Below are 20,838 nucleotides of genomic sequence, written 5' to 3'. Positions count from 1 at the left end.
AACTACCCCTTTGTTCCGCCCGCCGCCAGCCCGGATACAAAGTTCTTTTGGAGAAAAAAGAACAAGATGCATATCGGCAGTGCGGCAAGTATAGCCCCCGCCGCAAACAGGGCGACTTTTTGCTGCTGCGGATTTGAAATGAACGACTGCAATCCTACTGCAATGGTCAGCCTTTCCGGCGAGCGAAGCAAAAACTTCGCCAGCAAATAGTCCCCGAACGGCGCCATAAACGCCCAAAGCGCTTGAACGGCAAGCATCGGCTTCACAAGCGGCAGCACAATGGAGGCAAATATTCTGAAGTGCCCCGCTCCATCCATTCGCGCAGCCTCATCAATTTCTCTCGGAACTGTATCAAAATAACCTTTCATCAGCCACGTGTTCATCGGAATTCCGCCGCCGATATAGATCGCTGTCAAAAACCAGTATTGATCAAGAGCGCCTATCAGCATGGCCAATACATAAAAAGCAGTCAGCGCTGCCATTGTGGGCACCATTTGAATGATTAAAAAGAAGACAAGACTCTTTTTTCGCCCCGCAAACCGATAGCGGCTGTACGTATACCCGGCAAGCGTGACAATCGTGACCTGCAATACCATGACTGACAGCGCGATAATCAGCGTATTGCTGTACCAATGAAGATAGAGCGTCTCTTCAAACAGCCGCTTAAAATGATCAAAAGTCCAGGAACCTGAGAAATCGAGCTGAAAAGCCGTCACATTTCCCGCACGGAAAGCGGAGGAAGCCGTAATCAGCAGCGGATATAAAATGACAATGCTTAAAACCAGCAAAAATAAATAGGTACAGATTTTCGTAAGCATTCCGGCCGTTCTGGAACCCATCTACATCACCTCCTCATTGCCGAAAGCATTTGACTTTTTAAAAGCAATCAGTGAAATTCCAATGACGACGAAAGATATTAACAGTGTCACGGCCGCTGCCACAGCATATTGCGGAGAAGTGCCGGTTGTCAGTTTATAGATCCAAGAAATTAAAATATCGGTCGACCCGGCACCGGCTCCCGCGCTTCCCGGACCGCCTTCATTAAACAAATAGATGATCGAAAAATTATTAAAGTTAAATGTGTACTGTGTAATCATCACCGGTGCCGTCGCAAATAAAATCATCGGTAATGTAATATTGCGAAAACGCTGCATAAAAGAAGCCCCGTCAATCTTTGCGGCTTCATACAATTCACCCGGAATCGACTGCAAGACCCCCGTTACCATGACATAAATATAAGGAAAGCCAAGCCAGGTCTGAATCATAATCAGAGCGGTCTTCGTCCAGAAAGCATCAGTCTTCCACGCGATCGCCGGCAGTTCCACAAACGGCAGGTGGTTAATTAATGGAATCACCTGCGTGTTCATCGCCCCAATACTGTCATTAAAAATATTGGAAAAGCTCATAATTGTGATAAAGGCCGGAACAGCCCATGGAAATAAGAAAATCATTCGGAATATCCGTCTGCCTTTAATAAAATCTTGATTCACAAAAAGTGCCGTCACGATCCCCAAAATGATTTGCAGCGTTGTTGCACAGATTGTCCATATCATGGTCCAGCCCAGCACATTCACAAATGTTTCCCGGTAGGAACCGACAAAAAAGATATTCAAGAAATTTTTAAAGCCGACCCAGTCAATCAGACTGTTAGGCGGTATATGATAAAAATCATAGTTTGTTAAGGCAATAAACAGAGTCACCAAAACAGGAAAAATAATCACAAACACCATCATGAGATATGCCGGCAGTGTAAATAAATAAGGAAACCCTTTATCTCCCGCATGGCGGATGATATCCTTGGCCGCTGTATTCACCTTCAAACCCGCCGCTTTCATAGCGGCGGTATGACGGAAATCATAAACTGAAAAGATATAGAACATGAGAAAAATCAACGTTAAGATCAATTGCAGCGTGCCTTCAATCAGCATAAATAATGAGTGATCTTCACCGGGAACACTTCCCAAGGTAACCAATCCGGTCAGCGCCTCAATACCGAAAACGCATAATTCAACAGCAAACAAACTCGTAATGACCAGAAATAAGATCCCCTTTGATATCTGCTGATTCGCGATCTGTCCAATTCCCGGAATGATCGATAAAAACCATGACGCCTTCCGTTTTTGGTGTAAAAGTGTATCATCTTTATTCATTTTTCGCCCTCTATTCTTACGGACACTTCCCCTCCGATTTTATTTCACATACTTTTCTTTGATGTTTTCTTTTATGACGTTTACCGCATCATCCGCCGATTTTTTTGCTGTTTTTTTCCCCGAAGCCGCATCAAACATTAAACTTTCAGCGCCGGTCCATACCTCGGCCATTTCAGGAATATTCGGCGCAGGTGCCGCTGACTCATATTGTTTAATAACAGCTGACGCCAGCTCATTTTTTTGCTCCCCCGCTTTCTTCCTTGCGGCTGTGTTGGCCGGAACTTCATTTGTCTTCTCATAAAAGGCGTAAGCATTGGCATCATTTGTTGCATACTCAAGCCATTTTTCAGCCAGCTCGGGTTCCTTTGTATATTTTGAAGCAACCCAGCCTTTGCCGCCCGCAAACGGAGCATATTCTTTTCCGTTTGGCAATGTCGGAATAGGAGCGGCGCCATAGTTCAGGCCGGCCTCTTGAAAATTGGCAGCCGACCAAGGCCCGCCGATGATTGCAGCCGCTTTCTTATCCAAAAACATTTGCTGAATAAAATCGTCTGCGCTTGAGTTATCCTGCATGCCTTTTGGCCAATATGTTTTAAACCATTTCTCCGCATATTTCACCGCTTCTGCAGCCCCTTTATTGTTCAGGCCGATATCCCCGGGATCTGTGCCGTTTTTCCCGAATACATATCCGCCGTAACCGGACAGCAAACCGTACGACATATAAAAGTCAGTCCACTTTGCTAAAAATCCCGTTGACTTTCCTTTTTCAGAAGCAAATGAAAAGCGGGGATCTTCTGTTAATGTTTCAAGGTCTTTAAATGTTGCCGGCGCTTTTTTTATAAGATCTTTGTTGTAATACAGAACAAGCGTCTCAATCACCAGCGGCATTCCATACACCTTTCCGTTAACCGTTACCTGCTGCATCTCTTTATCTCCAAAGCTTTTTGTATCAGCAGGTTTTAGATCAAGCAAATGGCCTTGCTGCGCCAAACTGCCGATCCGGTCATATGCGGCAAGCATAACGTCAGGCGCATTGCCGGCCGGGCCGTCCAAAGGAAGCGCCTCCAGCTGATCGAACATTTGCTTTTCTGCAATGTTGATTGTGACGTGATTCTCTTTTTCAAACTCTCCTTTAATGCTTTCAATATATTTTTTATAGGTTTCTTCAACGGACACGGTCAGTACCTTTTTGCCGTCAGAGCCGGCCGATTCTTTTGAATTTGAACAGGCCCCGAGACAGAATGCCAAAACTGATGCCGTCAATAAAGCCAATCCCATTTTGACGAACCCCGCCATATCTTTTCCCCCTTTTATTATGAATCTATTACAATTCTACTCTGTTAGAGAAAGCGGTTTCAAAGCCTTTCAGCCTGTTACCGATAACAGAATTCAGACAGGGGCATCAGCGCTTAAAATCAAAAATTCTCCCGGCTGAACAGCAATAGCGGCATCATGTTGAAGGATCTGATCCGTCCACGCATCGTAAACTTTTCTGCTTCTCTCCATATTAAAATCTTGCAAACGGATTTCCCCGGCCCGGTTCCCCTGATTAAAATAGAAAATCAATTGCCTGCCATTGAAAACCCTCGAAAAACTGATACAATCGTTTTGATCATCAAGCAGATGCCACTCAAGACTTCCGTACGTCAATAAAGCGTTTTCTTTTTTGCGTAAGGTGATTAAGCGTTTCATAAAGCTGAGCATTTCCCGGTTTTGCTTTTCCTTTTCCCAAACCATACACTTCCGGCATAATGGATCTCTCCCGCCGTCCAGACCGATTTCCGTTCCGTAGTAGATGCAGGGCGCTCCTGTCTGGGCAAACATAAAGGCCAGCAGAGCGCGGGCTGTTTTCTCATCATTTCCGCACCTTGTCAGAAGACGTTCTGTATCATGGCTGTCCAGTAAATTGAACGTCACCTCGTTGGCCTGCCGCATCCCATTCATCAAGTGCGCGTTTAATCGATAGGCCATGGATGAAGCAGAAATCTCCCGGTCAGCAAAATAAGCAATCATCGGCTCTGTGAAAGGATAATTCATCACAGCGTGAAACTCATCTCCTCTGAGCCAAGGTTCGGAGGAATGCCATATCTCTCCCAAAATATAAAGATCGGGCTTCTCTGCCGTTACCGCCTGCCTGAATGCCTTCCAAAAAGCGTGATCCACTTCATTTGCCACATCTAAACGCCAGCCGTCAATGTCAAATTCACGAATCCAGTACAAAGCAATCTCAAACAAATACCTCTGTACTTCCGGATTAGCCGTATTCAGCTTCGGCATATCAGGCGTAAACGCAAACCTGTCATAATTGTCTTCTTTCACAGGAAAAGAGTGAATATGGAACCAGTCTTTGTAGCGGGACCGGGCCCCGTGTTTTACAACATCCTGCCATTGCGGAGAAGCGCTGCCTATATGATTAAAAACAGCATCAAGCATAATTTTCATTCCCCGCTCATGAAGCCGGCTGACCAATGTCCGGAAAAGCTCCCGATCCCCAAAATGCGGATCGATGGAATAGTAATCCAGCGTGTCATATTTATGGTTGGATGGAGAGGAGAAGATCGGAGTTAAATAAATTCCGTTCACCCCTAATTCTTCTAAATAATCGAGCTTGTCGATAATCCCCTGCAAATCTCCGCCAAAAAAATCATTAACGTCCGGGTCCTTGCTCCCCCAAGGCAGTGCAGCTTCCGGTGACAGGTCTTCTCTTCCATTCGCAAAACGTTCCGGAAAAATTTGATACCAAACCGTTGATTTCGCCCATTCAGGCGCTTGAAATGTATCCGCCTCATGTACAAACGGAAGCTTAAAATAATAATGAATCGTTTCCAGCGTTTTTTTATTTACAGGACAGACCCCTGACGCTCCGAAAAAGATGTTTTCATACTGGTCTGAGACAATAAATGCATATTGCAAACGCCTGAATGGCGGCGACACTTCAGCAAACCAATAATCATGATTTTGGGTTGCGGCTGTTTTTCTCATTGGCTGCTCGGCTGCCGACCATCTGCCGCCGCTGTATTCATAAGGATCGCCCCAAACCAATCGAATCTGATCAGCATCACCTTTTTTCGTCCGGATTTTGATATGCACCGTCCGCCCGTCATAAGAATAAGCATCAGCACTGAACGGCTGATGATGTATTGCGGCATATTCCATCATGTTTCCCCCTTTTTATAGGCTGGCTTATGCTTTGAAGGTAGCATGATGAAATCGGGAGAAGCAATCGTTTTTCTCTTGTTACCGATAACAGAATCAAGCTTTCACAAAGTTGATTCCCGCACAATTAACTCCGGTTCAAAAAACAAATGACCTTGAGCTGCGCCGCCTTCATTCATTTTTTTCAGCAGCATTTTCGCACAGGCCTCTCCCATTTCCACAACCGGCTGTCTGACCGTAGTCAGCCGCGGGGAGGAAATGCGGTCAAGAAAAACACCGTCATTTCCAGTAACGGCCACATCTTCGGGAATTCGTTTTCCGAGTGACTGCACCGCACGAATGACCCCGAGCGCGATTCGGTCGGTGGCGCAGACAAACGCGGCTTGCCGGCCGAGCGTTTTCAAAACTTCTCTTGCCAGGCTTTCGCTTTTTTTTGAACTGTTAGCGATCCGAAACAGCTTCGTTTCTCTGCAGCTCTCTTTCATCGCCCGAATATACCCCTGTTCTCTTGAGCGTTCGAATGGCTCATCCAAATCAATACCGAAAAAGACAACCTCACGCTCCCCCAGCCCCATGACATGGCGGGTTGCCATAAAAGTCCCTTTTTCGTTATTCACATCGACGAAATCATAGCCCATTTCATTTTCTCCAAATACGACTAACGGCTTTTCAAAAGCTTTGATGACAAATTCAAAATCGGCCTTTCTCAAGCCGGTGGCAATAATGCCGTCGCATTGCCCGATATTGAGTGAATTTCTTGTCACAAGCTGCAAAGCATAATGATGGCGATCCAGCTCCCGGCTGATTCCGGTCAGCAAGTTCATGTAATAGGGTTCGGTCGTATCCATTTCCTCAAGAATCAGCAATTTGACAACCTGTGTTCTGTTTTGCACAAGCGCTCTTGCCGCATAATTAGGGATGTAATTCAGCTCTTTCATTGCGGAATGAACGAGCTTTTTCAGTTCATCTGTTACCGTATCAGGGTGATTAATCACACGTGACACCGTCATTTTCGAAACATTCGCTCTCTTAGCCACATCTGACAACGTCGCCATTTTCCGTCTCCTTCCGCTTTTGCTTAGATAGCCAATCCGAATTAGTTAAATTATACTACGATGGTAATCCGGACATAAAAAAAGATTTCCCTAAGGAAATCTCACATTGTCAAATAAACTCGATTTTCATGAAGTCCGCCCGGGACTCACACACATGCCAGATGGCTCTTTTTTTATATTTCCGTCCATTTTTTCTGAAGGATCGGGTACGAGTAATTGTTCATCTGCTCAATCAGCTCATCCGGCCGGGAGGAACTGTGTATCAGCTTCAAATGAGACTCATTCGAAAATCCTTCCTGAATGCTGTACTTGACCATCTTCATCATCGGCTCAAAATACCCGTTCACATTGTACAGCCCGATCGGTTTTTGATGAATGCCGATTTGCGCCCAGCACAGCACTTCAAATAACTCTTCATATGTTCCGAAACCGCCGGGCATGGCAATGTACCCATCGGCAAGTTCACTCATTTTCGCTTTCCGCTCATGCATGCCGCTGACTTCAATCAGCTCCGTCAGATTCTGATGAACAACCTCTCCGCTGAACAGCCCGCTCGGCATGACGCCGACAGCTTTTCCGCCGCCTGCCATTAACGCATCGGCGACGGTTCCCATCAGACCGACCCGTGAACCGCCGTAAACAAGGCCGATTCCCTGCTCCGCCATATATTCACCCAGTTCGGCCGCTTTGCGTTTGTACTCTTCATTTACCCCCGGGTTTGACCCCGCAAATACACAAATGGTTTTCATTTTTTCATCTCCACATCTATATATGTACATCAATAAATCAAAATACACTATATATTGTCCCATCTCTATATGATAATATCAATAAGAATCATACAGGACATAAGGAGTGTTTCACATGCAGATGGCTGAAGCAGAACGATGGACGAAAGATTTTTACGAAAAACGAGGATGGACGGCGTACGGGCCATTTATCAGAATCGGCTTTTTAATGGAAGAGGCGGGTGAGCTCGCCCGGGCGGTAAGAGCATATGAAATCGGCAGAGACCGGCCGGATGAAAAGGACGCGACCCAGGCTGAACGCAGGCAGGAGCTGATTGAAGAAATGGGTGACGTCCTCGGAAATCTGGCCATCCTTGCCGATAAGTACGGAATCACGTTAGAAGATGCGATGAAAGCCCATCAGGAAAAACTGATCAAGCGCTTTGAAACCGAATAAAAACACGGCCTGTCCGCTTTTTCATGGACAGGCCGTATCTGAATTTATCCCGTTATCTCGTCCTGATGCTCAAAGAAATGCTGTTTCCCGATTTTATGAAACAGCCCTGTCTTCCGGATCAGCTCTCTCGGCTGTGATTGCAATCCGACGATCATTAATCTCCCGTTATGCCGTTTGATCCGGTTCATCACATTCCCCAGCACCGCTTCTGCGGAGGTATCCATGTAATGTACATTATTCATCAGCAGAATAAGCGTCTTCGGCTTTTCCTGAAGCCTCTCCAGCAGCGATGATTCCAGTGAATCAATTGAACCGAAAAACAGCGGCCCCTCAATGGAATATGTGCTGACGGACGAATCATTTTTAACCGATTTGACAGCGGCATGCGGTGTTTTGATGCTTGTTGATTCGCTCATTTTTCTGATAAAGAAAACAAAAGCGAGCACGAGACCGGCAGAAACGCCGATGATTAAATCAAACAGAACCGTCAGCAAAAAGGTTGCCGCCAGTACGAATGAATCAGTGTTTTTCAGCCGCATCATATTGGCGACTTCCCTCCGCTCACTCATGTTCCAAGCCACAACCATCAACACCGGCGCCATGCTTGCCAGCGGTACATGAACGGCAAGCGGGGCGAAGACGAGCAGGACGAGAAGGACGGTGACTCCGTGGACAACACCGGAAATCGGAGAAACTGCGCCGTTTTTAATATTTGTTGCGGTCCGCGCAATCGCTCCCGTTGCCGGTATGCCGCCGAAAAGCGGCGCTGCCATATTGGCGATGCCCTGCCCGACAAGCTCCCTATTGCTGTCATGCCGTGATCCTTTCATATTGTCCGCGACCATCGCCGATAATATGGATTCAAGACCGCCGAGAAGCGCAATGATCAAAGCAGACGGGAACATCATCACCATGTTATCGATTGAGAAATCCGGAAGCTGAAAAGCCGGGAGCTGCCGCGGAATCTCCCCGTAAGCAGAACCGATTGTCGCCATTTTGTCAGGAAAAAACATGACCGCTGCGGCTGTAGAGACAAGCAGCGCCACAAGCGCGCCCGGAATCTTCGGCATCAGCCTGGCTGATAACAGCAAAATGGCCAAAGCAATTCCCGCGATGAGGATGCTGTACAAATTAAAGGTTCCGATCTTCTTGCCGATTTCCGCAATGTTGAGGATAAAGCTTTCATGCTTTTGAATATCGCGCAGACCGAGAAAATGGGCAATCTGCTCCGAGAAAATCAGCACCGCGATTCCGGCCGTAAATCCGACGATCACCGGCTTCGGCACGAATTTCATAATCTTTCCGAGCTTAAATACGCCAAACAGGACGAGCATGACGCCTGCCATAAAACCGGCTACAAGTAAATTCTCAAAACCATACTGCATCACAATGGCAAATAAAATGGGAACAAACGCCCCCGTAGGCCCGCCGATCTGATATTTAGAGCCGCCCAACAGCGAAATCAGAATTCCGGCCACAATAACGGTGTAAAGCCCGTATTCCGGACCGACCCCCGAGGCGATGGCAAAGGCCATTCCCAGTGGAATCGCTACAATTCCGACCACAATTCCCGCGATTAGGTCTTTCTGAAATTTCTGCAAATTGTATCCCTGATATCTGCCGGTAAATTGCATTGTCAGCTGCATCCTCCTTTGACTGTTTCATAACCGTCAACGACTACATCCAGCGTCCCCGTCCCCGGATCGATCACCAGCCCGTGCACCGGCACCTCTTCAGGCAAGAGCGGATGATGCCTGACCATATTCACGCTGTGGGCCACGCTTTCTTCGACGCTGTGAAAACCGGTCAGCCATGTTTCCAAATCGACTCCCGCATGCTGCAGAAGGCTGAGACATTTGTCCTCCACGCCGCGCTCTTTCGCTTTATTTAATATGGAAGCCGCATTTAATCCCGACATTCCGCACTCGCGGTGACCTATGATGCAGACTTCCTCTGCCTGCAGTTCATAAACGGCAACCAAAATGCTCCGCATGACACTTCCAAATGGGTGAGAAACAATGGCTCCCGCGTTTTTTATGATTTTGGCATCGCCGTTTCTGAGTCCCATCGCCTGCGGCAGAAGCTCCGTCAGCCTTGTATCCATACAGGATACGATGACAAGCTTTTTTTTCGGGAATTTTGTCGTTTGGTAAGGTTCATATTTCCTTTCTTGGACAAACTGCTGGTTGTGCTCCAAAATGCTTGATAAAGAAACCATTTTTCTATTCATCTCCCATCCGATTGTATTGCAAGCCTTCTTACCCAGCTTACAGTAAGGAATTATAGCACAGAAAAAGGCCTCAAAAGCGCTTTCAAAAAAAGACACGATAATTTGACTGTAAATTCAGATTATGTTCATTTATATCTTTCAAAAATAATAAAATTTATCTTTACACCAACCTATAAAGCTTTTAAAAACAGCGGTTCCGCTCATTTTGCCTTCAGAAATATAGGCGGATTCTGTTATTGTTTGGAGAAATCAAGCATGTACGTTTCTTTTTCTTTCATTTTAAGTTCAAAAGAACCAGAAATTTATCGTAATGCGTTTGAATATTTCTCACGTTACCGCTTCTCTTATATAATAAAATAGAGAAGAAAGACAAAGGAGGAGAAGCCCGTTGAAACCCTATGTATTCATCGCGAAACCGATACCGCCGGAAGTCGAACAAATGATAGGCGAGCATTGCCGCTATGACATCTGGAAAGAAGATACCATTCCAAAAGAGGAACTGTACGAAAAAATGAAAGATGCTGAAGGGCTGCTGACATCCGGAACGGCGATTGACAGTGATTTACTGGATCACGCGCCGAAGCTGAAGGTCGTCAGCAATAATTCAGTCGGCTATGATAATTTTCATATTGAAGAAATGAAAAGACGCGGGGTTGTCGGCACTCATACACCGTACACCTTAGATGACACTGTCGCTGATCTGGCTTTTTCATTAATTCTGTCTTCCGCCAGACGGGTTGCCGAATTGGATCGATTCGTCCGCGCCGGCAAATGGGGAACCGTTGAGGAAGAATCTCTTTTCGGTATGGATGTCCACCATCAGACATTAGGAATTATCGGCATGGGCAGAATCGGTGAACAAGCTGCCAAACGGGCAAAATTCGGCTTCGACATGGACGTGCTGTATTATAACCGCAGCAGAAAACCGGACGCTGAGAAGGAACTCGGGGTTACATATGCCGACTTAGATACACTGCTGAAAACATCAGACTTTGTGCTGTTAATTACGCCGCTTACTGACGAAACGTATCATATGATGGGAGAGCGGGAATTTAAATTGATGAAAGATACGGCATGTTTCGTCAATATTTCCCGGGGAAAGACGGTTGATGAGAAAGCGCTCATCCGCGCATTGCAGGAGGGCTGGATAAAAGGCGCCGGTTTAGATGTGTTTGAAAAAGAGCCGATCGCCGAAGACAATCCGCTCCTGCAGCTGGAAAACGTCACATTGCTTCCGCATATCGGGTCAGCAACGGCAAAAATCCGCTTGAATATGTTCAAGCAAGCCGCACAAAACATGATTGACGCCGTATACGGAAAAACGCCGAAAAACCTCACGAAGGAATTTCAATGAGATGAAAAATCCCGGCCGTTCAGCCGGGGTTTATTTTTTGCTAGATCAAAAGTACTATTTTTAAATTCTTTCTATTCCTTTCTCTCGATGCTGATACAATGAAAAGGAATCAGCTTCACATGATAAAAATGGGAGGTATTGCTTTGAAAAAACGATTATCGTGGATTTCCGTTTGTTTGCTGGTGCTGTTCTCCGCGGCGGGGATGCTGTTTTCCACGGCTGCCAAGACGGATACATCTTCTCACAAGGCGCACACTGAAGCACAGGTTATCAACACGTTTGACGGGGTTGCGGATTATCTTCAGACCTATCATAAGCTTCCTGATAATTACATTACAAAGTCAGAAGCACAGGCCCTCGGCTGGGTTGCATCAAAGGGGAATCTTGCAGACGTCGCTCCGGGGAAAAGCATCGGCGGAGACATCTTCTCAAACAGGGAAGGCAAACTCCCTGCCAAAAGCGGACGGACGTGGCGTGAAGCGGATATTAACTATACATCAGGCTTCAGAAATTCAGACAGGATTCTTTACTCAAGCGACTGGCTGATTTATAAGACGACAGATCATTATAAAACCTTTACAAAAATGAGATAAACACATACAAAAAACGGCTTCCCTGCGGAGGCCGTTTTTTTTGCAGAGAACCTGCGAGCTTCATATAAAATGAGCAGTAAATTTTTCTTCAAACTCTGACCGGTCTATTCTGCTGTTTTCCGCCGTGCCATCGTGTTTTTTTATTGTTATATTGCGTTCAGACAGAACCATGTGCCCTTCCGGTGTCCGCTTTGAAGCAAGCAGGCGTTTGTTGAAAGGAGAGCGTTCATGTTCAAAGATTGTTTGTTTCATAGACTTGAGGTCCTTTTCATCGATTTCTTCAAGCGAAAATGCGTAACCTGTCTGCCAGCCGTCCCCTTTGTTCATTTCAAGCAGGTATGTCCCGAATTCCGTCTCTTCTATCCTCACGCGGAACGCTCCGGCCGCTGATACCGTCTCGTCTCCCGACATCGGCACAGGCTGCATGGCGAGATTGAGGCCGAAGCCTGCATCAGCGATGTACTCATTCCCTCCGGCGGAAAGAAGTACGGCCGCATGTGTGCCGGGCAGCGCCCAGCCGTTTTTCCAGACCGTTCCGCGGATCAATTTGACATCAAATCCGGCATCTTTCAGGATGAAATAAAGCAGTCCGTTCAAGTCATAACAAAGGCCGCCATGAGGTTCCTTCACCATGTGCCGCCACAGTCCTTCTTTCGTGACGTCATATTCTTTTTTGGACAAAACCGCGCGATTTTCAAACGGAAACCGATACGCGAGCGCCTTTAAAAACTCCGGCAGGTTGCTGAAATCGAGGGAATCCTTTTCCCAGCCTATCGTTTGATAACAATCTTTCAGAAACTCATTCATCTTTCCGTCCCCCTTACAAAGTGTTTACACTTCTTCCTGCACATAAGCGGACAACTTTTCCAGCGCTTCCTTTTCATCATCGCCTTCAGCGATCAGAGTGACTTCCGTCCCCGTGCTGACCGCCAGGCTCATTAATCCCATAATGCTTTTGGCATTCACTTTCTTGCCGTTTTTCTCAAGAAACACATCTGATGCAAAGCGATTTGCCTCCTGTACAAACAATGCAGCGGGACGCGCCTGCAAACCCGTCTTTAAACGCACTTCCACTTTCTCCTGAACCATAAGATCTCCCCTTTTCTGTACGGTTATTTCAAAGTGATGCTTTGTCCTGTACGCAGCTGTTCTGCGATTTCATCGAGCTTTCTCAGCCTGTGATTGATGCCGGATTTGCTGATTCTCCCGCTTGCAACCATTTCCCCCAGTTCTTTCAGCGTGACCTCCTGATAATCAATCCGCAGCTGCGCAATTTCGCGAAGCTTTTCCGGCAGCGCTTCAAGACCGATCCGTTCATCAATGTATTTAATATTTTCCACCTGTCTGAGCGAAGCACCGATGGTTTTGTTTAAGTTTGCTGTTTCACAATTGACGAGGCGGTTCACTGAGTTTCTCATATCTCTGACAATCCGCACATCTTCAAAACGCAGCAGTGAATTGTGAGCGCCGATGACATTCAGAAATTCAGTGATTTTTTCCGCCTCTTTTAAATACGTAATATAGCCTTTTTTCCGTTCAAGCGTTTTGCTGTTCAGATGAAATTCATTCAGCAGCGCGCATAATGAATCGTTATGTTCCTTATAAAGCGAGAAGATTTCCAAGTGGTACGACGAGGTTTCGGGATTATTCACAGATCCCCCCGCCAAAAACGCCCCTCTCATATAAGAACGTTTGCAGCAGCGTTTCGCCACCAGTTCCTCAGAAATATTCCGTTCAAATACAAAGTTCTCTCCGAGGATTTTCAATTCCTCTAAAATCAGCTTTGCATTTTCAGAAAAGCGCACAATATAAACATTATTTTTTTTCAGCCGCATTTTTTTTCTGACTAACAGTTCGACCGATACATCATATTGTTTCTTCAGCAATGTATAAATGCGGCGGGCAATCGCCGCATTTTCGGTTTGAACGTCAAGCACGAGATGGCGGTTTGAAAATGACAGGGAACCGTTCATCCGAATCAGCGCGGACAGCTCCGCCTTGGCGCAGCAGTCCTTCACTTCCAGATTCGTCAGTTCTTTTTTTGTTTCCGATGCAAATGACATATTAGCCACCTCATTTCAAAAGGCCTCTAGTCCCTTAATAAATCGACAAGAAGAGAAGCCACTTTATGTGTATCGTGACGGATTACGCCATTTTTATACGTGATAATCTGATCCCTGATGACCTCAAGCCCCATGGATTTCAGCTTTTCAATATTGAAGTCGACGGGCCGGGCCAGCTCTTTCGCATATTTGCTTTTGATTTCGTCAGGGATCTCCTCATTGTTGATTAAGATCGTGTCGATAAACGGCTGCTCCATATGATCGTTCAGCGCCTTGACATGGTCGGCCGCGCTGTATTGCAGCGTCTCGCCGGGCTGTGTCATGACGTTGCATATATATACTTTTTTGGCCGCAGCCTTGACGACTTCTTCTCCGATTTTCGGCACGAGCAGATTCGGAAGAATGCTTGTGTACAGGCTTCCCGGACCGATAATGATTAAATCGGCCTGACGGATGACGTCAATCGTTTCCGGGAGCGGATCAATTTTTTCAGGCGTAAGAAACACCCGTTTAATCCGCTGGCCGTAAGAAGGGATTGTCGATTCTCCGGAGACGACCTGCCCGTCCTCCATTTCAGCGTGAAGAACGACACTGGTGTTGGCAGCCGGCAGCACTCTGCCGCGCACATTCAGCACCTTGCTCATTTCGGTGACAGCGTGAAAGAAATCACCGGTTATATTTGTCATCGCTGCCAAAATCAAATTGCCGAGCGAATGTCCGGTTAAGTCGCTTCCTTTGTTGAAACGGTGCTGAAACAGATTTTCAACGAGCGGCTCAACATCTGACAAAGCGGCCAGTACGTTACGGATGTCACCCGGCGGCGGAATTTGAAGTTCATCCCGCAGACGGCCTGAACTTCCGCCGTCATCAGCAACTGTCACAATCGCCGTAATATCAACGGGCTTATGCTTTAACCCCCGAAGCAGCACGGACAGACCCGTTCCGCCGCCGAAGATTGCGATTTTCGGCTTCTTATTCATTTCCGGCTTCTCTTTTCAATGTCCCGGTGAGTGACATGAGTATAGAAATCTTTTTTAAAATAGTCAGCCAAATACTCAGCGAGCGTGACGGAGCGGTGCTGGCCGCCCGTACAGCCGATCGCGATGACAAGCTGGCTTTTACCTTCCCGCTTATAAGACGGAAGCATAAAGCCGAGCAGATCAACAAGCTTTTCAATAAACTTTTGTGTTTCGTTCCACTTCATCACATAGGACGACACTTCCTCATCTTTCCCCGTAAGCGGCCTCATGCTTTCAATGTAGAACGGATTCGGCAGAAACCTTACATCAAACACGAGGTCGGCATCTATCGGAAGCCCGTATTTGAACCCGAATGACATTACGTTCACTGTAAATGTTTCACCTTGGTTCGTGGCGAAATGCGCCACGATTTTTTCACGCAGATCACGCGGTTTCATATCCGATGTGTCATAGATCAGCTGAGAGCGCCCTTTCAATTCTTCAAGCAGCTGGCGTTCCAGCGCGATTCCTTCAAGAGGAAGCCCGGTAGCGGCCAGCGGGTGAGAACGCCTCGTTTCTTTGTATCTCGTCACAAGAATGGAATCCTTAGCGTCTAAAAAGAGAATACGCGGTGTAATCCACGGATTTTCCGCCATTTCATCCAGCGCCTCAATCAGCCTGTCAAAAAATTCGCGTCCCCGCAGATCCATGACAAGCGCGACCTTGCTCATTTTTGAACTTGATTCTTTCATCAGCTCCAAAAATTTCGGCAGCAAGGAAGGCGGCAGATTGTCGACGCAAAAATAGCCGAGATCCTCAAAGCTTTGAATGGCGACGGTTTTCCCCGCTCCGGACATTCCCGTAATGATGACGAGCTGAATATCATGGTTTTCATTCATACTCATCTTTCTCCCCCCTGCGGTCTTTCTTTTATTTGATAAGCTGCGGATCTAAACGATAACTGAGCAGCTCGAAGTCCGGCGTATACGTAAAGGTGCCGTGCAAAAGCCCTTGGCCCTTGATCATAAAATCAAGGATATGCCCGTCTCCGGGGGCCATCGGAAGGCTGTGGATATCTTTTACGTCATGCCACTTCAGAACGCCTTCCTCTGATTCAGCGACATTCCGCCCCGTGTACGAGTCGGCGACGAAAGTAAACATCATCCACTCTGACACGATTTGTTCCTGTTCCTTAATAATAAAGGTAAACACGCCTTTTAACTGCGGATTTAGTATATAAATGCCCGTCTCTTCTCTGTACTCTCTGATGACGGAATCTCTGACGGATTCGCCGCTTTCCATCTTCCCGCCGGGCGCGACCCACCAGCCCCGTCTCGGCTTTTGGAGAAGGAGAACCTGATCATCTGTCTGCAGCACACAATTTGTCACTCTTTGCACAAGTACGTCACCTAACCTTCTCAACAAATCATCGTCTCTTCATTATACCGTTTCGGCATGTCTCTCACAATGCAGAGACACCGACATCCTTTTCTTTTATTTGACAGAAAACAGAAAATCGCAAAAAAAGGGCACGGATATTGGAATCCGTGCCAAAGTGTATTCATTAAAAAGGGGGTCAATTACTACATTCATCTTAAAACATCAGTATTTCACCCGTGTTACAGCGTAATTAAAACACAGTAACGATTCAAAAACTGAACATTACAGTGATTATTTAACGGTTTTGAGCGTTTCCTCAAGCTCTTCCACATAATGCTGAACGCTTTGAGCCGCAATACTTCCGTCGCCTGTCGCCGTTACGATCTGGCGGAGCGTTTTTTCACGGATGTCTCCCGCGGCGAAAATGCCCGGAACTTTTGTCTCCATTTGAGCATTTGTTTCAATGTAGCCTTCTTCATTTGTGATGCCCAAGTTTTCGAACGGTTTAGAAAGCGGAAGCATACCGATATAAATAAAGACACCGTCAGCTTTGAATTCTTCTTCTTCTCCCGTCACGGTATCCACAAGAGTAAGTCTGCCGACTTTTCCGTTTTCCTCATGGATTTCTTTTACGGTTTTGTTCCATTTGAAGTCAATTTTCTCATTGTCAAAAGCACGCGCCTGAAGAATGCTTTGCGCCCGCAATTTGTCACGTCTGTGAACGATGGTGACTTTTGAAGCGAAGCGTGTCAGATAGACGCCTTCTTCAACGGCGGAGTCTCCGCCGCCGACAACGACAAGCTCTTTATTCTTAAAGAACGCGCCGTCACAAACCGCGCAGTACGATACGCCGCGGCCGCCCAGTTCTTTTTCGCCGGGAACGCCGATCTTTTTGTATTCCGCTCCGGCAGAAATGACGATGGCGCGCGCTTTATATTCTTTTGAACCGGCTTTGACCGTTTTATATTCTTTGCCGTCAACGATTTCTTTAATATCGCCGTACGCATATTCCGCACCGAATTTTTTCGCATGTTCAAACATTTTATTAGAAAGTTCAGGGCCGAGAATGCTTTCAAAACCCGGATAGTTTTCAACATCCTCCGTGTTGGCCATCTGGCCGCCCGGAATTCCTCTTTCGATCATTAATGTGGATAAGTTCGCTCGTGATGTGTAAACAGCAGCGGTCATCCCCGCCGGACCCGCGCCGATAATGATCACATCATAAATTTTTTCTTCTGACACCATGATTCACTCCTTTTCGAAATGGGGCGCACCCTATATGACTAAGAATCCCCATCAATCGTATTCCTTACCCATATCCTATTAAATCTGAGGGCAATTCGCTATTTTTTTGCTCATTTTTCTGAAAAACCGTGATTAGACAGCTCCTGAGCGGGTATACAAATAAAGAAAGAGCCTTCCGGGATAGAAGGCCCTTGTCTTATTCATTATTGCACGACACGTCTTACATTGCCGTTGAATGCTTTCTTCCAGTAAGGATTGCTCATAGAATCAATGGATACACCGTGTGATGTATTATCGTTCAGGAACGTTCCGTTACCTAAGTAGATGCCGACGTGGCCGTTTGTTTTATACGTATTGAAGAATACTAAGTCTCCGCGTTTCATGTCAGACGCGCTTACTGCTTTACCTCTTCCGATTAATGTATCTGTGTTTGTGCCGCTTGCAGGTCCGAGGTTAACGCCTGCGTTAGCATAAGCCCAGCGTACGAATGAAGAGCAGTCAAAAATACGGTTGTTAATATCAGATTGAGTGCGTCCGCCGCCGAATTTGTACGGGGATTGACCCACAAGGCTTGAACCTACGCTGATCGCGCCTTCAATACCGCCTGAATTTGAAATAACAGATCCGCCGTCAGAATCATCTGAACCGCCGCTGTTATGAGATGATCCGCCTGAAGTGCTCTTCGGTTTGCTTGAGCTGTCAGATGAATCAGATGATGTTGAAACAGCCGCTTTTTTCACAGTTTTAACCGCCGGTGCCGGCTGGCTGTCATCTTTTTGGTTTTGGTCTTCAGAAGCTTTTTGCGCTTCTTCCTGTTTTTTGATCAGGGCAGCCGCTGCAGCCTGCTCAGCTTTAATGCGCTTCTGTTCTTTTTCAGTGTCAGCTTTTTCGTTTGCAAGCTTTGATGCTTCTTTTTTCAGATCAGAGATAGCGGAAGCCGCTTTTTTCTGTCCGTTTTTCGCTTCGTCAAAAAGCTTGTCTTTCTGATCAAGCTGTTTGTTCAGGTCTTTTTGCATAGACTCGAGTTTCGCAAGATCATCTTGAACTTTTTTCAGCTTCACGTTAAGTTCAGCTTCTGCGTCTTCGAGTTTCGCTTTATCCTGCTCCTGCTGTTTGATCAGCTCTTTATCCGCATCAACGATAGAAGATACCGCAGTCGCACGGGAAATGAAGTCTCCGAAGCTTGTCGCCCCTAAAAGAACATCTATGTATCCTTGAGAACCGCCGTTTTCCTGTAAAGAACGAACGCGTTTTTTCAGGATTTCATTGCGTTTTTCAATACGCGCTTCTGTTTCTTTGATTTCTTTTTTCAAATCAGCGATCTGCTTTTTCGTTTTTTCGTTTTCAGCTTTTTTATCTTCGATTTTATTGCTTGTATCCAACGCTTTAGCGTTAATGTCTTTCAGTTCTTTTTCAATCTTAGCCTGCTTGTCCTGAAGCTTAGACAATTCTCTTTCTTTTGCTTCAAGGCTTGAAGCCACCTCAGATTGCTTGCTTTCAATTTTCGCTTTTTTGCTGTCTAATGTTTCCGCCGATGCAGTTTTTGTAAACGGGATCAAAAAACTGCTTGTCCCGATGACGGAAGCCAAACCAAGTGTTAATAAACTCTTTTTCACTTTTTCTTTCCTCCCTTTTACTTTAAACCTGTTCTCATTTGGAATTCTATTATGAACATCAAAGTTACGCTCCCTCACATACCCGTGAGGCTGATGATTTTTATGTATGAATCTTTAAATCTTTTAAATTGGTATAGATTATACAGCACATGTAAAATAAACTAATCTCTTATGTACGAGACTCATTATACCATCATGTTTCGACAATTTTTATTACAGTTATATTTCAATGTGATTGCAAATCTCATATTTTGCAAAATAAACGGTGATTACAGCCCGATTTCGATTCAAAAAGCAAAAAAATACGTATGAATACCTCTTTTTTCGGCGGTAAAGTTCTGTTTGCCCCTTTCTGATAAAAAAAGAACCGACTCTTTATATAGAAAGAATCGGTTTTATTCTAATATATCATCTATTTGTCTGATGTATTTCGAAAGTGTTGCCGGCGTTATACCGTAAACGGCGGCCGTTTCTTTTTTCGTCGTTTTTTCGCCGTTTGCTTCTTTCCATACATATGCGATGGCTGCGGCCCACGCCCGCTCATTCTGTACGGCAGCGGCGGCGCGGATGTGCTGAATGACGTGAAAAACCCAGCAGCTCATGACGTCAGTTTTTAAACTGTCGGCTTCCGCTTTCTCCAGAAGCTTGACCGTCCGATACGTGAACAGCGCATCACCGGAAACGTCTGAAGCGCCTTTTTCACCGGAAAGCAGCAATCTGACGAAATCTTGTTCAAACGGTGAAACGGCGCGTTTTGCCGTCAGAACTTTTTCAAGCTGGTTCCGCTCTCCTTCAGCGCTGCTGATATAATAGGCGGCAAGCCGCTGTTCAAGTGAAGCAGGCAGCGGTTCCTGCCGCTCCGCCCAAGGCGCGGGCCGGTCTGATTCGGGAAATTCGGCTTCGGCCTTTTTCCAAATGGTTTCCGCAAATTCTGTGCGGCCTGTCCCGTAGGCTGAGGCGGCAAGCCAGTAATAAAACGTTTCGTCGCCTTCGAACCCGCTTTTGTAAAGAGAACGGAGCCATTTATAACCGAGATCATGTCTGCCGACAAGCGCAAGCGTCGCCCCCAGCTTATAGCGCTGTTCGAATAAAATCGGATACACATTAGCGAGCCTTTCGCTCAATTCTCCGACTTTTTCATCTTCCCTCTCGTAATAGCAGAATACAAGGAGGTTGCACAGGGCATGGAGATTGCCTTCATTTTTCTCAAGCACTTCGAATACCGTTTGTTTCGCTTTTGTGACATTGCCTGAGTAAAAGTAAGCGAGCGCCAGGTTGTTGTATGCAGACCAAAGCTCGGGATAATCGGCCGTAATCTCTTCAAGCATGACAACCGCTTCATGAAGCTGGCCGCTCTCAAGAAGCGTTTTTGCCCGGTCCTGCCTGATCAGCAGCTCATCCTGGTCATAGAGCGATTCGTCTTCACCCGCTTCACCGAAATCCAAAAGCTCCATCAGATTTTCAATCTCTTCGCTGAATTCACCGTCCGGATCGGCATCTGAATAAGCCGCCGCTTCTTTGTATGCTTCCTGAAAGAGTCCCAAATGCGCGAAATTATTCGCTTTAAAGTAATGACACTCGGGCATTTCTTCTTTCAGGTTCACCAAAATAAAGTCGAACAGCTCATTTGACTGCTGGTAGTGGCCCATTTCAGAATAAATGACGGCCAGCCGGGACAGCATTTCGGAATCATTCGGCTCGAGGTGGACGGCCCGCTGAATCAGTTTGCTGGCCCGTTTTAAATTCCGCTCTTTATATGCTTTTAAGCCTTTATGAAAAAAATATTGTCCATCCTGAAGCAGCTGGACAATTTGCGCGTGCTTTTTCTGTTCAGAAGTGTGTTTTCCCACAA

The 20,838-nt window shown here is 46.2% G+C and carries 20 protein-coding genes; 3 read left to right on the top strand and 17 right to left on the bottom strand.

All coding sequences use genetic code 11. The annotated features are described in order from the left end of the window. Nucleotides 1–2: 2 nt before the first annotated feature. From CXL14_RS06685 to CXL14_RS06660, 6 genes are all read right to left on the bottom strand, one after another. Nucleotides 3–839, bottom strand: a complete 837-nt coding sequence (locus CXL14_RS06685; RefSeq protein WP_014418954.1) for a sugar ABC transporter permease — start codon at nt 837–839, stop codon at nt 3–5. After that, nucleotides 840–2,150 (bottom strand): carbohydrate ABC transporter permease, encoded by a 1,311-nt coding sequence (locus tag CXL14_RS06680; RefSeq protein WP_014418955.1) that lies wholly within the window; start codon nt 2,148–2,150, stop codon nt 840–842. It abuts the gene before it with no gap. Between the two features lie 39 nt (nt 2,151–2,189). After that, nucleotides 2,190–3,446, bottom strand: a complete 1,257-nt coding sequence (locus CXL14_RS06675; RefSeq protein WP_014418956.1) for an extracellular solute-binding protein — start codon at nt 3,444–3,446, stop codon at nt 2,190–2,192. A 93-nt stretch (nt 3,447–3,539) separates the two neighbouring features. Next, nucleotides 3,540–5,309: a glycoside hydrolase family 13 protein gene (locus CXL14_RS06670; protein WP_014418957.1), complete on the bottom strand. Its 1,770-nt coding sequence runs from the start codon at nt 5,307–5,309 to the stop codon at nt 3,540–3,542. A 101-nt stretch (nt 5,310–5,410) separates the two neighbouring features. Beyond that, complete coding sequence (locus CXL14_RS06665) at nt 5,411–6,361, bottom strand: LacI family DNA-binding transcriptional regulator (protein ID WP_014418958.1); 951 nt, start codon at nt 6,359–6,361, stop codon at nt 5,411–5,413. A 173-nt stretch (nt 6,362–6,534) separates the two neighbouring features. After that, complete coding sequence (locus CXL14_RS06660) at nt 6,535–7,110, bottom strand: LOG family protein (protein WP_014418959.1); 576 nt, start codon at nt 7,108–7,110, stop codon at nt 6,535–6,537. A gap of 115 nt (nt 7,111–7,225) precedes the next feature. On the opposite strand from CXL14_RS06660, the gene CXL14_RS06655 reads away from it, so the two are divergent. After that, nucleotides 7,226–7,546 (top strand): MazG nucleotide pyrophosphohydrolase domain-containing protein, encoded by a 321-nt coding sequence (locus CXL14_RS06655; RefSeq protein WP_014418960.1) that lies wholly within the window; start codon nt 7,226–7,228, stop codon nt 7,544–7,546. A gap of 44 nt (nt 7,547–7,590) precedes the next feature. Here the strand turns inward: CXL14_RS06655 and CXL14_RS06650 are convergent, their stop codons facing one another. Next, entirely contained in the window at nt 7,591–9,180 is a 1,590-nt protein-coding gene (locus CXL14_RS06650; protein WP_014418961.1) for a SulP family inorganic anion transporter, read from the bottom strand. A gap of 2 nt (nt 9,181–9,182) precedes the next feature. Continuing rightward, entirely contained in the window at nt 9,183–9,764 is a 582-nt protein-coding gene (locus CXL14_RS06645; protein WP_003151503.1) for a beta-class carbonic anhydrase, read from the bottom strand. 451 nt (nt 9,765–10,215) lie between these two features. Here CXL14_RS06645 and CXL14_RS06635 point away from each other — a divergent pair, with 451 nt between their 5' ends. Together CXL14_RS06635 and CXL14_RS06630 are read left to right on the top strand one after the other, a co-directional pair. Continuing rightward, complete coding sequence (locus tag CXL14_RS06635) at nt 10,216–11,130, top strand: 2-hydroxyacid dehydrogenase (RefSeq protein WP_228842260.1); 915 nt, start codon at nt 10,216–10,218, stop codon at nt 11,128–11,130. Nucleotides 11,131–11,333: 203 nt separating this feature from the next. Then, nucleotides 11,334–11,723, top strand: a complete 390-nt coding sequence (locus CXL14_RS06630; protein WP_223204413.1) for a ribonuclease — start codon at nt 11,334–11,336, stop codon at nt 11,721–11,723. A gap of 60 nt (nt 11,724–11,783) precedes the next feature. On the opposite strand, the gene CXL14_RS06625 is transcribed toward CXL14_RS06630, so the two are convergent. The 9 genes from CXL14_RS06625 to CXL14_RS06585 all read right to left on the bottom strand — a co-directional run bounded on the left by CXL14_RS06625 (nt 11,784) and on the right by CXL14_RS06585 (nt 20,836). Then, nucleotides 11,784–12,530, bottom strand: a complete 747-nt coding sequence (locus CXL14_RS06625; protein ID WP_007407420.1) for an arylamine N-acetyltransferase family protein — start codon at nt 12,528–12,530, stop codon at nt 11,784–11,786. Nucleotides 12,531–12,554: 24 nt separating this feature from the next. After that, nucleotides 12,555–12,812, bottom strand: a complete 258-nt coding sequence (locus CXL14_RS06620) for an HPr family phosphocarrier protein (protein WP_012118534.1) — start codon at nt 12,810–12,812, stop codon at nt 12,555–12,557. A 23-nt stretch (nt 12,813–12,835) separates the two neighbouring features. Then, nucleotides 12,836–13,786 (bottom strand): DNA-binding protein WhiA, encoded by a 951-nt coding sequence (gene whiA / locus CXL14_RS06615; RefSeq protein ID WP_014418963.1) that lies wholly within the window; start codon nt 13,784–13,786, stop codon nt 12,836–12,838. Nucleotides 13,787–13,812: 26 nt separating this feature from the next. Continuing rightward, nucleotides 13,813–14,766, bottom strand: coding sequence for a gluconeogenesis factor YvcK family protein (locus tag CXL14_RS06610; RefSeq protein ID WP_014418964.1), 954 nt, complete (start codon nt 14,764–14,766; stop codon nt 13,813–13,815). After that, complete coding sequence (rapZ, locus tag CXL14_RS06605; protein WP_012118535.1) at nt 14,763–15,650, bottom strand: RNase adapter RapZ; 888 nt, start codon at nt 15,648–15,650, stop codon at nt 14,763–14,765. The genes CXL14_RS06610 and rapZ overlap by 4 nt, the downstream gene beginning before the upstream one ends. Nucleotides 15,651–15,675: 25 nt before the next feature. After that, nucleotides 15,676–16,143: an 8-oxo-dGTP diphosphatase gene (locus CXL14_RS06600; protein ID WP_003151491.1), complete on the bottom strand. Its 468-nt coding sequence runs from the start codon at nt 16,141–16,143 to the stop codon at nt 15,676–15,678. 273 nt (nt 16,144–16,416) lie between these two features. Continuing rightward, a complete protein-coding gene (gene trxB / locus CXL14_RS06595) occupies nt 16,417–17,367 on the bottom strand; it encodes a thioredoxin-disulfide reductase (RefSeq protein ID WP_007407423.1) in 951 nt (316 codons plus the stop codon). 206 nt (nt 17,368–17,573) lie between these two features. Further along, the gene (locus tag CXL14_RS06590; protein WP_007407424.1) at nt 17,574–18,986 is read right to left on the bottom strand and encodes a peptidoglycan DL-endopeptidase CwlO; all 1,413 of its coding nucleotides are present in this window, start codon (nt 18,984–18,986) and stop codon (nt 17,574–17,576) included. Between the two features lie 395 nt (nt 18,987–19,381). Beyond that, nucleotides 19,382–20,836, bottom strand: a complete 1,455-nt coding sequence (locus CXL14_RS06585; RefSeq protein WP_014418965.1) for a tetratricopeptide repeat protein — start codon at nt 20,834–20,836, stop codon at nt 19,382–19,384. Between the last annotated feature and the right edge of the window lie 2 nt (nt 20,837–20,838).

It is taken from the genome of Bacillus sp. SJ-10 (assembly GCF_002843505.1).
Lineage (GTDB): Bacteria > Bacillota > Bacilli > Bacillales > Bacillaceae > Bacillus > Bacillus velezensis.
This window is presented reverse-complemented; position numbering and strand designations above follow the sequence as displayed.

What these genes read in the sequence shown, in the direction of transcription:
- CXL14_RS06670 (WP_014418957.1), bottom strand. Translation starts at nt 5,309, where the DNA reads ATGATGGAATATGCCGCAATACATCATCAGCCGTTCAGTGCTGATGCT.
- CXL14_RS06610 (WP_014418964.1), bottom strand. Translation starts at nt 14,766, where the DNA reads ATGAATAAGAAGCCGAAAATCGCAATCTTCGGCGGCGGAACGGGTCTG.
- CXL14_RS06620 (WP_012118534.1), bottom strand. Translation starts at nt 12,812, where the DNA reads ATGGTTCAGGAGAAAGTGGAAGTGCGTTTAAAGACGGGTTTGCAGGCG.
- CXL14_RS06660 (WP_014418959.1), bottom strand. Translation starts at nt 7,110, where the DNA reads ATGAAAACCATTTGTGTATTTGCGGGGTCAAACCCGGGGGTAAATGAA.
- CXL14_RS06650 (WP_014418961.1), bottom strand. Translation starts at nt 9,180, where the DNA reads ATGCAATTTACCGGCAGATATCAGGGATACAATTTGCAGAAATTTCAG.
- CXL14_RS06675 (WP_014418956.1), bottom strand. Translation starts at nt 3,446, where the DNA reads ATGGCGGGGTTCGTCAAAATGGGATTGGCTTTATTGACGGCATCAGTT.
- CXL14_RS06680 (WP_014418955.1), bottom strand. Translation starts at nt 2,150, where the DNA reads ATGAATAAAGATGATACACTTTTACACCAAAAACGGAAGGCGTCATGG.
- CXL14_RS06645 (WP_003151503.1), bottom strand. Translation starts at nt 9,764, where the DNA reads ATGGTTTCTTTATCAAGCATTTTGGAGCACAACCAGCAGTTTGTCCAA.
- CXL14_RS06635 (WP_228842260.1), top strand. Translation starts at nt 10,216, where the DNA reads ATGATAGGCGAGCATTGCCGCTATGACATCTGGAAAGAAGATACCATT.
- CXL14_RS06655 (WP_014418960.1), top strand. Translation starts at nt 7,226, where the DNA reads ATGCAGATGGCTGAAGCAGAACGATGGACGAAAGATTTTTACGAAAAA.
- CXL14_RS06630 (WP_223204413.1), top strand. Translation starts at nt 11,334, where the DNA reads ATGCTGTTTTCCACGGCTGCCAAGACGGATACATCTTCTCACAAGGCG.
- rapZ (WP_012118535.1), bottom strand. Translation starts at nt 15,650, where the DNA reads ATGAGTATGAATGAAAACCATGATATTCAGCTCGTCATCATTACGGGA.
- CXL14_RS06665 (WP_014418958.1), bottom strand. Translation starts at nt 6,361, where the DNA reads ATGGCGACGTTGTCAGATGTGGCTAAGAGAGCGAATGTTTCGAAAATG.
- whiA (WP_014418963.1), bottom strand. Translation starts at nt 13,786, where the DNA reads ATGTCATTTGCATCGGAAACAAAAAAAGAACTGACGAATCTGGAAGTG.
- CXL14_RS06685 (WP_014418954.1), bottom strand. Translation starts at nt 839, where the DNA reads ATGGGTTCCAGAACGGCCGGAATGCTTACGAAAATCTGTACCTATTTA.
- CXL14_RS06625 (WP_007407420.1), bottom strand. Translation starts at nt 12,530, where the DNA reads ATGAATGAGTTTCTGAAAGATTGTTATCAAACGATAGGCTGGGAAAAG.